The 11,770-nt window shown below is 35.4% G+C and carries 15 protein-coding genes; 8 read left to right on the top strand and 7 right to left on the bottom strand.

The window, feature by feature from the left end; translation table 11 throughout:
- Nucleotides 1-73: 73 nt before the first annotated feature.
- Nucleotides 74-361: a coiled-coil domain-containing protein gene (locus Fsol_RS02150; RefSeq protein ID WP_145958116.1), complete on the bottom strand. Its 288-nt coding sequence runs from the start codon at nucleotides 359-361 to the stop codon at nucleotides 74-76.
- Nucleotides 362-382: 21 nt separating this feature from the next.
- The gene (locus tag Fsol_RS02145) at nucleotides 383-973 is read right to left on the bottom strand and encodes a BON domain-containing protein (protein ID WP_108673255.1); all 591 of its coding nucleotides are present in this window, start codon (nucleotides 971-973) and stop codon (nucleotides 383-385) included.
- Nucleotides 974-1,048: 75 nt separating this feature from the next.
- On the opposite strand from Fsol_RS02145, the gene rpmE reads away from it, so the two are divergent.
- The 7 genes from rpmE to Fsol_RS02110 all read left to right on the top strand — a co-directional run bounded on the left by rpmE (nucleotide 1,049) and on the right by Fsol_RS02110 (nucleotide 5,688).
- A complete protein-coding gene (rpmE, locus tag Fsol_RS02140; RefSeq protein WP_108673254.1) occupies nucleotides 1,049-1,366 on the top strand; it encodes a 50S ribosomal protein L31 in 318 nt (105 codons plus the stop codon).
- 29 nt (nucleotides 1,367-1,395) lie between these two features.
- Complete coding sequence (gene dut / locus Fsol_RS02135) at nucleotides 1,396-1,857, top strand: dUTP diphosphatase (RefSeq protein ID WP_108673253.1); 462 nt, start codon at nucleotides 1,396-1,398, stop codon at nucleotides 1,855-1,857.
- 71 nt (nucleotides 1,858-1,928) lie between these two features.
- On the top strand, nucleotides 1,929-2,405 hold the full coding sequence (gene rplM / locus Fsol_RS02130) for a 50S ribosomal protein L13 (protein WP_108673252.1): 477 nt from the start codon (nucleotides 1,929-1,931) through the stop codon (nucleotides 2,403-2,405).
- Nucleotides 2,406-2,422: 17 nt separating this feature from the next.
- On the top strand, nucleotides 2,423-2,938 hold the full coding sequence (gene rpsI / locus Fsol_RS02125; RefSeq protein WP_267895676.1) for a 30S ribosomal protein S9: 516 nt from the start codon (nucleotides 2,423-2,425) through the stop codon (nucleotides 2,936-2,938).
- 193 nt (nucleotides 2,939-3,131) lie between these two features.
- Complete coding sequence (locus Fsol_RS02120; protein WP_108673251.1) at nucleotides 3,132-3,836, top strand: hypothetical protein; 705 nt, start codon at nucleotides 3,132-3,134, stop codon at nucleotides 3,834-3,836.
- A gap of 74 nt (nucleotides 3,837-3,910) precedes the next feature.
- A complete protein-coding gene (locus Fsol_RS02115) occupies nucleotides 3,911-4,210 on the top strand; it encodes a hypothetical protein (RefSeq protein WP_145958115.1) in 300 nt (99 codons plus the stop codon).
- A 38-nt stretch (nucleotides 4,211-4,248) separates the two neighbouring features.
- Nucleotides 4,249-5,688, top strand: coding sequence for a site-specific DNA-methyltransferase (locus Fsol_RS02110; protein ID WP_108673249.1), 1,440 nt, complete (start codon nucleotides 4,249-4,251; stop codon nucleotides 5,686-5,688).
- 157 nt (nucleotides 5,689-5,845) lie between these two features.
- Here the strand turns inward: Fsol_RS02110 and Fsol_RS02105 are convergent, their stop codons facing one another.
- From Fsol_RS02105 to Fsol_RS02090, 4 genes are all read right to left on the bottom strand, one after another.
- A complete protein-coding gene (locus Fsol_RS02105) occupies nucleotides 5,846-6,790 on the bottom strand; it encodes a hypothetical protein (RefSeq protein ID WP_108673248.1) in 945 nt (314 codons plus the stop codon).
- A 169-nt stretch (nucleotides 6,791-6,959) separates the two neighbouring features.
- Nucleotides 6,960-7,601 (bottom strand): 50S ribosomal protein L4, encoded by a 642-nt coding sequence (gene rplD, locus Fsol_RS02100; protein WP_108673247.1) that lies wholly within the window; start codon nucleotides 7,599-7,601, stop codon nucleotides 6,960-6,962.
- A 23-nt stretch (nucleotides 7,602-7,624) separates the two neighbouring features.
- On the bottom strand, nucleotides 7,625-8,269 hold the full coding sequence (rplC, locus tag Fsol_RS02095; RefSeq protein WP_410519419.1) for a 50S ribosomal protein L3: 645 nt from the start codon (nucleotides 8,267-8,269) through the stop codon (nucleotides 7,625-7,627).
- A gap of 23 nt (nucleotides 8,270-8,292) precedes the next feature.
- A complete protein-coding gene (locus tag Fsol_RS02090; RefSeq protein ID WP_108673246.1) occupies nucleotides 8,293-9,186 on the bottom strand; it encodes a 4-hydroxybenzoate octaprenyltransferase in 894 nt (297 codons plus the stop codon).
- A gap of 87 nt (nucleotides 9,187-9,273) precedes the next feature.
- Between Fsol_RS02090 and dprA the strand changes: the two genes are divergently transcribed.
- Complete coding sequence (gene dprA, locus Fsol_RS02085) at nucleotides 9,274-10,494, top strand: DNA-processing protein DprA (RefSeq protein WP_108673245.1); 1,221 nt, start codon at nucleotides 9,274-9,276, stop codon at nucleotides 10,492-10,494.
- Here dprA and Fsol_RS02080 read toward each other — a convergent pair.
- The gene (locus tag Fsol_RS02080; RefSeq protein ID WP_108673244.1) at nucleotides 10,481-11,767 is read right to left on the bottom strand and encodes a DNA polymerase III subunit beta; all 1,287 of its coding nucleotides are present in this window, start codon (nucleotides 11,765-11,767) and stop codon (nucleotides 10,481-10,483) included. The genes dprA and Fsol_RS02080 overlap by 14 nt on opposite strands.
- Between the last annotated feature and the right edge of the window lie 3 nt (nucleotides 11,768-11,770).

The raw sequence follows: 11,770 nt of genomic DNA, 5'->3' as shown, positions 1-11,770 counted from the left end.
TTTCACGTTTCCTGCATGCCGTGTGAGATAGAGTATAATTAGTCAAATCTTCTAAAGTTTAATTTATCTTAATTCATTTACAGCACAAGTAAATTATAATACAGATTACAACGAACCATACTCCGCCGTTTCCTATTTGGCTTTGCGCTACCTGCAGTTCCGATTTTAAGCTGCTTATTTCCGATTTTAAGCTGCTTATTTCCGATTCTAAGTTATATGTTTTCGATTTTAAGCTGCTTATTTCCGATTCTAAGTCATCTATTTTCGATTTTAATTTATATGTTTTCGATTCCAAGTCATCTATTTCCGATTTTAATTTACTTATTTCCGATTTTAATTCATATGTGTCCCATTCTGACATTTTGCCATCACTAAAATTCAATTAAGCCCGATTCGATACATACGCATAGTTCACCACTTTTTCAATGTCCTTCACATTTCCTACAACTAATATCACTTGATCTAACTCCTCTTTGCTAACAGCTTTTCCTAATATATAAGCAACTCTGTTATGCACCATTACAGAATACCGTCCAGATTCGACATTTTTCTCTAACATCAGCTTCAGTGTGATATTTTTTTCCAGAAGTGCATCTTGCATGCCATTCTTCTCGTTTAGCTGAATGCTATCTATCGATATATCTGCAAATACTTTTGTAGCTCTAGTAGTCTTACGCAATTTGCTTATTAGTATGTCTCTCGCATATTCAGTATCGATACTACCAGCGACTACGACTTCTCCTCCGAATGCATTATAACGCAAATCGCAGTACCTACCATTGCAAGTTTTATTGATTACGCCACGTACTTCCATTGTAAGTATTTTATCATCTACTTGAGTGCCGAGTGTTCTTTTTTCTGTTGCTGAATAAATACCTACTCCAGCGATTGTACCTACGAATACCGAACAACATCCGATAAAGCTGAATGCGCAGATAGAAAATAAAGATAATACAAAAATATAGCGCATCATGACGTTAGCCTTGAATTAGAGTGATACGTATGTCATCATACATCGGATCGTTGCTCATTCAAATAGTATATTGTGATGAAAAAGAAGGTTGATACAAAAAAGAAAGTCACGAAAGTGCAGGGGAAAGCTCCTGCACCTACTGCTAAAAAGGGAGAATCTCAGAAAGTGAAGTACGCGAGTTCTATTCATCCAAGCTATAAAGTAGTGGAAGTGAAAGATGTTGATGGTACGAAATTTCAAATACGTTCTACATACAAGCATTCTGAAATGACATTGAGTATTTCCGCTAAAAATCATCAAGCATGGACTTCTGAACGTTCAGTTGATGCGACTGTAGATCAGGTAAAAGAATTTCAAAGAAAGTTCGGTACTTTCAGCGTACTGAAAGATTAGTACTGATTAATACTTCATAATTAGAAAAAATGTCTGATAAGTTAGAGGTGAAGTTTTTAAAATTGCCTCATTTTCAAGATTTACCTCTTCCGCAATATGCTACCATAGGTAGTGCAGGGATGGATCTTTATGCAGCTGTGGAAAATGATGTCGTGATCGGTACCATGACGAGAAAACTGATAAGTACCGGAATAGCGATAGAATTACCCGTTGGTTATGAAGCGCAAATTAGAAGCAGATCGGGATTGTCAATGAAGTATGGCGTGACAGTTCTGAATTCTCCAGGTACGATAGACTCAGATTATAGAGGCGAAATAGGAATCGTATTGATGAATTTTAGTACAGAAGATTTTATCGTTACTAGAGGGATGAGAATTGCACAAATGGTAATTGCAAACGTAGTTACGTGCAGACCTGTTGCAGCTGTATCACTTTCTGATACTGATAGAGCGGATGGTGGCTTTGGTTCTACAGGGTATAAATCTCAGTAATAAAATTCAGACGTATTGACAATTTAGTATGTAAATGTACTATGGTGTAAACAAGTTTATAAGTGTGTTATATGGAGAAAAGCTTTTTTGCCAAACCTTCTTATGTGAAGAAAGATTGGATTTTGATAGATGCGGAAGGTGCTGTGCTTGGACGTCTCGCTTCCAGGATTGCATTGATATTGCGCGGTAAAAATAAACCTTATTATACTCCTAATATAGATTGCGGAGATAATGTCGTGGTAATTAATGCAGATAAAATTAAGGTGACTGGAAAGAAGCTTGAGCAGGAGGAGTTTTTTTGGCATACAAATCATCCAGGTGGTATCAAAAGCATCAAATGGAGTAAGATAATGTCTGGCGATTTTCAGCATCGTTTGCTTTATAGAGCTGTGAAGAGGATGATGCCTAAAGAAAGTCCTCTAGCTGATGCGCAGATGAAGAAACTTAAGGTATATAGCGGCAATTCTCATAAGCATGAAGCACAAGTAAAAGACGTAATGTCTAGAGAGAATATATTAAAAGAATATTCTAATAAAACTAATTCATAATATTTTGTTTCTTATAGATGAAAAATACTGGTACTACTGCCTCTGTTTCTACAGTTGCTGGAAAATCGTCTGATACGATGAGTCTTGGCGTAAAGGTAAAAAAGAAAAAGCAGAAGTTTTTTTCCGCTTCTCAAAATCGCTTATATGGCACAGGTAGAAGAAAGTCGTCAGTAGCTAGGGTATGGATAGCAGAGGGTACAGGAAGATTCTTGGTCAATCGCAGATCTTTGAGTGACTACTTTTCAGCATCAGATTATGTGATGCCTAGTATTGTGAAGCCATTCGCTGCATTAGGTGTCGCAGCTGAGAAATATGATGTCTTTTGCACTGTAAAAGGTGGCGGTACTACTGGACAGTCACAGGCGATCATGCATGGTATTAGTAGAGCTCTTGTATGTGGTGATAATGAAGCTAATGAAATAAGAAAAGCTTTAAAAGTATTTAAGCTTCTTACTAGAGATAGTAGAGAGGTGGAACGTAAGAAATATGGACTTCGCGGTGCGAGAAAAAGTACACAGTTCTCGAAACGCTAGTTGCTTACTTTCTTATTTTGCTGAAGAGATGAGGAGAAAAGGAGAGGAGATGATGGGGAACATGTAATTCTCTTTTTTTTCTGAACTTTCGATGTCTCAAAATAACTCACCACGCAAGCAGGGAGGGCTGTTTCCGAAATCAGAAATAGTGCTAGAATTGGAGCTAAAATTGTAATATGAAGGAGAATTGACATTGAATCAGGTAGCTATTTTCTATGAAAGTTTGAATGTTATTTTATCGGAAAATGGACTAGCTGACTGCGAACTTAGAATAAAAGAAGGTAGCCTTATAACTAAAATAACGGCTTTTTTGACGGAGTTTCTTCGTACTAAGGCAAATGATATTGCATTTGATATGATATGTGATTGGTTTATAAAGCCAAGTACAACAACTAGTAAGCTAGCGATCATTGCGTTTCTTCACGTATCCAGTGCCACTCTTCGTTATTTCACCGTACGTGTAGGTGAGAATAGTAAAGTAATTTATGATAAAAGTAATATTAAGCAACGCCGAAAAGAACTACAAGCTTCGTATGAACAGGACAAAAAAAGGGAAAAATCAGAAGAAAAAGTGCAGTCGCTGCAGATGCAATTTATGTCACGACATGAGAGTATAAAGAGAATGACTCATGCAGAAAAAGATGCGATAGAGAAGAAAGAAGTAAAATTCACAGCGAAGTTCGATGATCCTAGGTATGAAGGTATTAAATATGAGATACAAGTGATTATACCTGTGGAATTATGGGATGACGTGAAAATTGAGAAAGGTAAATATTACTCTTTTACAGCGCATGGTATACTGTATCGTGGAAGAAAAAGGTATGAGAAGTTGAAAGTAGAGGAGATTGTGAATAAGGTAAGTATTCGAAAAGAGAAGAATCTATCATTGAATTATTGAAGAGAGTGAGTAGTATGTGATATAAATGCGAAAGAGTAAGAGAGCAATTATTAAGGAGAAAAATAACAGATTTTATGATGACATGGAGAAAGAAAATAGAAGAAGTATTAAGAAGATTTGAAGAATTATTTATAGATGGAGAACTAAATGAAGAGAAGGTAATAAGCCTTATATGTCCTGACGGCAGAAGCACAAATCAAGGATTAACAGATGAAATAGTTGATAAATTATTTGAAGATGAAGAAATAAGAAGGCATTTTTTTACGATAAGAGAGAAATATAGCATATTTATAAAGCACATGACTTCAAGTTTTTTCTTGAAGCTGGAGAGATATATAATTCGTATACGAAACTTCAGAATGAAATCGGACTAGCAGAAAGAAATAGATATTTAAAACATTCGAGAGATGTTGTGCTAAACTTTCCATTTAAAGACTGTATCTTAGAAGGAGGGCAGTCGAAAGATGAAGCAGATTACGGCATTGGATTCAATAAAGATGGAGTATTAGAAGAAAAGCCTTCAAAGAGAAAAGAAGTGTTTTTCAATGAAGTCATAGCAAAGGATGATATTGATGTCTTGTTAAATCCGAAAGCGATTATGAATATGAAGAGCTATGGAGAAAGGGAAGGAGAGATTGATCATGAGAAAGATAATTTACTGATGAAAGGAAATAACTTGTTAGCACTGTACTCACTGCTACCAATATATAGAGGTAAGATAAAGCTGATTTATATAGACCCTCCGTATAATACGGGTAATGATAGCTTTCAGTATAATGATAACTTCAATCATTCGACATGGCTTACATTCATGAAGAATCGCCTCGAAGTTGCTAAAGAATTACTTAGAGATGATGGAAGTATTTACATAACTCTAGATTATAATGAAGTTCATTATGCTAAGATCTTAACAGATGAAATATTTGGTAGAGAAAATTTTCAAAGGGAAATCATTTGGAATTTAGGTAGTGTATCAGGATATAAAAGCACTGTAAAAGGATATGTACGTCAACATGAAACGATTCTGTTTTATAGTAAGAATAATAGTAAATATTTTTTCAACAAAAAGTTAGCATATACTGAATATACTGAGAATTATATTCAAAACTCTTTTAAGGAAGATGGTAATGGCAAATATAGATTTAGAAATGGTGAGAAGGTGTATTTATCAGAGTTAAAAGGGTTACCAATAGGCGATGTGTGGGATGTTTATTCTTTGCAGACAAGAACGCAGGCAAAAGAATTAGTGCAAGATTTTAAAGGGCAAGGACAAAAGCCGGAAGAATTGATAGAAAGGGTGATTCAAATATCGACGGAAGAAGGAGATATAGTGCTAGATTTTTTTGGAGGGAGTGGCACAACAGGAGCGGTAGCGCATAAGATGAAAAGAAGGTGGATTATGATAGAGCAAATGGATTACGTAGAAACAATAACGAAAGTGAGAATGGAAAAAGTGATTGAAGGAGAGCAAGGAGGCATTAGTAAGAATCAAAAATGGGAAGGAGGAGGAAGCTTTTGTTATTTTGAATTAGCGAAATGGAATGAAAAAGCAAAAGAGCAATTATTATCCTGTAATAGTCTAGAAGAGTTGAAAAAGCTATTTCATAAGCTTTATGAGAAGTACTTTTTTAAGTACAACTTCAATGCGAAACGCTTTTTTGAAGGACAAAATGGCGATGCGATTGTAGAAAGAGAGGAATTTAAAGAACTAAGTCTGAGTAAACAGAAGGAGATTTTTTGCAAGATGTTAGATTTGAATCAAATGTATATTTTAGCGAATGAAGTAGAAGATAAAGTATATGAACTGTCAGAAGAAGATATTATACTCACGAAAAATTTCTATAATAGATAATTATTTATGAGTTGTGTATCGCGAGATAGCTATTAGATTTTGCATTTTATAGAGTACAGAAGATATGAGCCTGGCTGCATTGCGATATTTTCCCCTTTTCATTTTATCAGCACTTTGATATGAGTAAGGAGAACTTTTCATATATGAGATACTTGCTTTAATCGAATGTTATGTCGTTGAGATTTTCACCATTCTTTATTACTTCTCCTATTGCTTCATTATAATACAGGCAAACTTCTGCTTTCTCATCTTCAGAAAGCTCTAGTAAGACGTATTTTATCCTGTTGTATTTATCATGAAGCGCCTCTTCATTGCATTGCTGAGTTATAGCAACTTCCTTTTTAAAAAGCTGCGATACTGCAAAGCTTTCTGTTAAGCTATTTTTCTTGCAGCTTAGTACTGGTAACTTTTCTGCTTCATTTGACATCGCTTCATATTGTGAAAGTGCTTTTGATATTTGCGATTCTAAGTATTGCGCTCGATTATCGTGAATTTTTACCAATGAGCACTCCGCTATATATTCTTTTCTTCCCTTTAGTGTTAAAGCATGTTCTTCATCATAAGCCTTTCTAATATTTCGGTTAATGACGTTATTACTGTTTGCATCATCGCTCATTTCTTTCTTATCCTTCATATTGCATTCGTTTTTTTGCCTTAATATTTCTATTCTCTTTAATTCATTCTCTATTTTCTTTTTGTCTTCTTTTAATTCAGATAAAATTGCTCTGTGATGTGCACTTTCTTCTACTTTGTGATGCAATTCTTTCTCTCTTACTTTTACTCTCTCGAGTTGCGTCTGTAACCTTTTTATTCTTTCTTCATTATCTTTTTTTAAAATCTTAAAGTGCTTCTCACATACTTGATTTATGACAAAATATTCTCTCCATTCGTTATTACACACGTTAATTTCAGCATATTTCGTGTTTTTTGTATCTGCAGCTTCGCTATCACCTTCTTTATAAAAGTAATTGATAAGAAAGTATGCTGCGCTTAATCCGATTATAGGTAATACGCCAAATTTGAAGCTTTGTACTAATATACTATCATGTTCTTGGATGATGTATTGCCTTTCTCCTATAGCATTCTTTGGAATATTAGCCATGCAATCAATCTTGTTAGTTTAAATATTTTAAGCAGCGAACTTTTTCAATATATAACTACTCAATAGAATACAATACACGATTCAAATGGATGCGCTACAGCTCTAAAGATAGCTACTACCTTTAAAAAAAGTTTCACTATTTAGTTTTATTGAAGCAAAAAATCAAAGTTTAAGCAATGATGCTTTCCGCCATGCTAACTATTGCACTTTTAGAGAATATTGTAAACTCATGTTTAATCAGATCGTACACGTTCAATCCCTTTACTGGTAGAACGTCAATATTGTGCATATTAGCTGAAGCGAGGCAAAGTGAAGTATGACATTCTTTATCCACCATAAGACACGAAATCTTAGATGTGCTTTTCTTATCATTTAACAAAGCAGAAATTCTTCCATATAACTCCTTTGTTTTAGATGATGGAAGAGAAAGATCGTTTACTACCAAAATCTTGCTTTCCTGTAATTTCATTGAAAGGGCAGAATGTAAGCCCATAGTACGCACTTTCTTATTTAACTTATACTCGTGACTACGTACCACAGGACCGAATGTAACTCCTCCGCCACGAAATTGAGGCGCGCTAGCTGCGCCATGACGGGCGCGTCCACCTCCTTTTTGCGCATGTATTTTGCGAGTAGATTTAGCTATTTCACTTCTACCTTTAACTTTATGAGTACCGAGTCTTCTCTTAGCAAGTTGCCAACATATGACACGATGTATGATATCTGGTCGTATTTCGACATCAAAGATGTTCGGAAGTTCTATTTCGGCACTAACCGAACTAGAATGAAAGTCTAAAACTTGATGTTTCATAAAAAGAAAGAACGTAAAATTTATTATCTCATAGTAGAATCTCTTAGCAGCACAGTCTTTCCCTTGCTACCAGGTACGCAGCCTTTAACCACGATAATAGAGACTTCTGCATCAATATCAAGCACTCTTAAATTTCTAGTAGTTACTCGATTTGTTCCCATATGTCCTGCCATTTTTTTTCCTTTGAATACTTTACCTGGATCTTGTCTTCCACCAGTTGAGCCGAGTGCTCTATGAGAGATAGAAGCACCATGAGAAGCATCTCCTCCTCTAAATCCGTGCCGCTTCATACCACCTGCGAAGCCTTTACCTATAGCATGACCAATAACATCTACACTCTGTCCTAGAGTGAAATGAGAAGCATCATATGATTGACCTTCACTAAAGTTATCAAGAGAGTTTAGCTTAAATTCTTTAATTATCGCATATAATTTTTTGCGACTCTTCTTTTCGTCACGATATCGTATACCAAGCACCGCAGCTTGATATCCGTTCTTCTCATTTGTTCTAAAGCCGATGAGAAGATTTTCCGGGATATGTATTACAGTTGCAGGTACAGCAATGTCATCAACAAAAACTTGAGTCATACCAAGTTTCGTGCCAATTAATCCAGGACGTTCATAACACAACATGCTTCCAGCTAAAATGCTAATACCACCAATAAACACATATTTTAATACGATAATTGAAGCTAAGAAGCAAGACTTATTTGTCCTAAATATAAGGCAATTAGAACTATGATGCCAAATATTGCATTTTGATGAAATAATTTCTCATATATTATCTTATCCGTATATTCAGAATGAGATTCGATTACCTTAATTTGCTCATACAAGCTATATAAGCCACCTCCAAGAAAAACGAAAAATGCTATATTATAGCCTAGATTTAAGCCAACGAATCCAAGTAAAATGCAAGTGATCTTATAGCAATACCATACTACTTCAGAGATACTTTTCTCAAATTTTACTGCAATTGAACGAAGACCGAGCGCTTTATCATCGTGTACATCTTGCAATGCATATATCGCATCATATCCAATCGTCCATAGTACTGCAGCTATATAAGAAGATGATTGGACTATGAGATTGTTATAATTTGATAGTGTAAATGTAACAAGTATGCCAGTATTAAATGCTATGCCAAGTACTACCTGCGCATAATTTGTTATTCTTTTCATATATGGATATATGCACATTAGTAAGCAAGAAATGCATATAATATATCTACATTTAAGTGGTAGTAAAAATATCAAAAAAAGTCCTATTGCACTCAATAGTAGCAGATACATGATGACATACTTCATCTCTATAGAATTTTTCGCTAGCGGTCTTTTTGCAGTTCTTTTCACGAAAGCATCGTATTTACGATCTATAATATCGTTAATAATGCAGCCTACGGTACGACTTAGTATCCCTCCAAGAGTGAGTATTGAAAAATAAAACCAAAAATCAGTTATAAATTTGCGCGTGATTACTAAGGTCCACCATATCGGTAGTAGCAATAAAAGAATTGGTATCGGCTTATTAAATCGCGATAAATGTGATAATTTGACGATTATATCATCACTCCGCTTCCGTTGCATGTTTTTCTAAAAATATCTGTTGAAGTAACGTTTTATAATGTGTATAAAGGGCACAAAACATTTTAGGGTAAAATATATATTTTTAGAATGCAACATGATGAATACGCTCTTTTTTCAGCTTTTGATATAGTGAAAAAAATTTCAGCTTTTGCAAAAGATAAAGAGTTCGAGATTGCATGGCTTAGATTAGCTAGAACGTCTCATATAAGATCTGCAACTTTTTTTTCTTTGTTAAATTTGTTCTCTTCTCCAGCATTGGCAATAGAGCATATAGGTACTCTTAAGAAACAAGGAAAGCTTAGCAATGACGTGTTAGTACCATCTGTTCATCAAATACAGAAAGAAATTAGAGAATGCCATGCACTTGGCGCAAGGATGATTTTTGCATATTCTGATGAGTATCCAGATTTACTCTTAAAGACTTATTCTCCACCTCCTGTACTTACTGTAAAGGGAGATGTTTCGCTTTTACGAAAGCATAAAGTAGCAATAGTAGGTGCTAGAAATGCTTCTATTGGTGGTGGTATTTTTGCTAAACGTATATCTGCAGAAATTTCAAAGAGCGGATTTGTGGTAGTATCTGGATTAGCTGATGGTATAGATAGAATGGCGCATGAAGGAGCGTTGGAAGGCGGTACAATTGGCGTAGTAGGAAGCGGTATTTCTCACATATACCCTAAAGCATGTGATTATTTGTATCGTCAGATGTATCGTACAGGGCTTGTAGTGAGTCAGTATCCAATATCGTCTCCGCCGTTAGCATCATATTTTCCGGAAAGAAATGCTATAATAGCAGGGTTATGTAGTTGTGTAGTGGTGATAGAAGCATCTCATAATTCAGGTACATTAGTAACTGCTAGAACTGCTTTAGAGGAGGGAAGGGAGGTACTTGCGGTGCCTGGCTTTCCTATGGATCCAAGATCTAAGGGGAGTAATAAGTTAATTAGAGATGGCGCAGTGCTAGTAGAAGATGCCGAAGATGTACTGAAGGAATTAGCAAAGCTTATAAAAATAGATAACATGAAGCTGCGAGACAGTAAGCAGCCTTCTCAGTCCATTGCACTAAGATTGCCGATGCATCATGGTAGAGTACGGCATATACCAAAGCATGAAGAAGAAGCAATACATCAATCTCTCACTGATGTGCTATCGTATTCATCATATACTACGGTAGAGGAGATACTTGCGCATACAAACTTCGAAGTAGATGCGCTAATGCTAGCTATAACTGAACTAGAGTTAAGTGGCGAGCTAGAGAGAAATAATAAAAATCATATAAGATTGATCTATAAAACTAAGGCTGCATAGGCATAATCATATGTATCGAACACTGATTATCAGCACCTCTGACTATAATAGCCGATTCTATATCGCGCATCAGTATCTCTACTTCATCCTCTTCTATCACGTTTAAGGTATCAAGCACATAACGAGAATTGAGTATGATAGTAAACTTTATCTCTCCATTAGTACGAGATTTGATATTTTTTACTCCGCTGCCTTTAGTATGTATTTGACTTTCAACAGAGATTTCAACATTATCTTCAGAAAATGAAACTTGGCAAGGCTTCATTTTATCATCTATAACAGAGGTTACGATGTCTATTGCTGCGATCATAGCCTTCCTTGATACCGTTACAATTTTATCGTACTTTTCCTTTAATATTTCACGATAAGAAGGAAATTCACTACTAATTAGCTTAGATACTATTACTACGTCCGGAGTGGAAAAAATTATCTTTCGTTCATGCATACTGATGTTGATTTTGTCTTTCCTTTCCATGTTTTCTGTAAGCTTCAGCAATTCCATTACTGTCTTTTTTGGCACTATTACTTCTTTTATTTCAAAAGCGCCTTCTTGTATTGGAATAGCTGCAGTTGCAAGCCTATGAGTATCTGTAGAAACTGCTAACAGGAAATTTTCTGTATGATCTACATTATAATCTTCTGCACTTTGTGCCGAGGAAGCACGGAGCAATTCAAAGCATTCGTATTTGCTTGGAATGGTGTCAGCTTTTACCGCTTGGAAGCAGATGCCATTGAGATGATAAGAGATTTCACTAGATGAGATCGCATATTTTGTACCTGAGAGCAAGTGATACAACTCTTCTGCTGTAACGTGCATCAAGAAATTGTGAGATGAGACTTGTTCTACACTACTAGGAGTTGCAAAATTCTTAATATGATACTCTTCGATATCAAGAGGAGGAAATTTATCTTCTTCTGAGCAACCTAACTTAAATTGAGAATCATCGGTCTTCACTATGAGTAATCCGCTTTCGACGTTTGAAAGATCGAGATCTATATATCGATCTTGCATTTTTCGTAGAATTTCATAGAAAACGGACACAGGAGTGGTAAAAGCGATCTTCTTTTGTGTAGTATCGAACGCTTCTACATCGATGGTGGAAGATACAACAATATCCATGTCAGTACATACAAATCGCATCACTCCAGAAGAGTAAATGATAATTTTGACATGAGATAATATAGGATTGATGTTACGTCGCTCTACTATTGATTGTACAATAGAGAGTGCTGAAACTACTTTTCCTCTTTCTATTTGCAAAACTGGATTCATGCT

Origin of the sequence: Candidatus Fokinia solitaria, from assembly GCF_003072485.1 — a bacterium.
Taxonomy (GTDB): domain Bacteria; phylum Pseudomonadota; class Alphaproteobacteria; order Rickettsiales; family Midichloriaceae; genus Fokinia; species Fokinia solitaria.
This window is presented reverse-complemented; position numbering and strand designations above follow the sequence as displayed.

What these genes read in the sequence shown, in the direction of transcription:
- Fsol_RS02150 (WP_145958116.1), bottom strand. Translation starts at nt 361, where the DNA reads ATGTCAGAATGGGACACATATGAATTAAAATCGGAAATAAGTAAATTA.
- Fsol_RS02145 (WP_108673255.1), bottom strand. Translation starts at nt 973, where the DNA reads ATGATGCGCTATATTTTTGTATTATCTTTATTTTCTATCTGCGCATTC.
- rpmE (WP_108673254.1), top strand. Translation starts at nt 1,049, where the DNA reads ATGAAAAAGAAGGTTGATACAAAAAAGAAAGTCACGAAAGTGCAGGGG.
- dut (WP_108673253.1), top strand. Translation starts at nt 1,396, where the DNA reads ATGTCTGATAAGTTAGAGGTGAAGTTTTTAAAATTGCCTCATTTTCAA.
- rplM (WP_108673252.1), top strand. Translation starts at nt 1,929, where the DNA reads ATGGAGAAAAGCTTTTTTGCCAAACCTTCTTATGTGAAGAAAGATTGG.
- rpsI (WP_267895676.1), top strand. Translation starts at nt 2,423, where the DNA reads ATGAAAAATACTGGTACTACTGCCTCTGTTTCTACAGTTGCTGGAAAA.
- Fsol_RS02115 (WP_145958115.1), top strand. Translation starts at nt 3,911, where the DNA reads ATGATGACATGGAGAAAGAAAATAGAAGAAGTATTAAGAAGATTTGAA.
- Fsol_RS02105 (WP_108673248.1), bottom strand. Translation starts at nt 6,790, where the DNA reads ATGGCTAATATTCCAAAGAATGCTATAGGAGAAAGGCAATACATCATC.
- rplD (WP_108673247.1), bottom strand. Translation starts at nt 7,601, where the DNA reads ATGAAACATCAAGTTTTAGACTTTCATTCTAGTTCGGTTAGTGCCGAA.
- Fsol_RS02090 (WP_108673246.1), bottom strand. Translation starts at nt 9,186, where the DNA reads ATGCAACGGAAGCGGAGTGATGATATAATCGTCAAATTATCACATTTA.
- dprA (WP_108673245.1), top strand. Translation starts at nt 9,274, where the DNA reads ATGCAACATGATGAATACGCTCTTTTTTCAGCTTTTGATATAGTGAAA.
- Fsol_RS02080 (WP_108673244.1), bottom strand. Translation starts at nt 11,767, where the DNA reads ATGAATCCAGTTTTGCAAATAGAAAGAGGAAAAGTAGTTTCAGCACTC.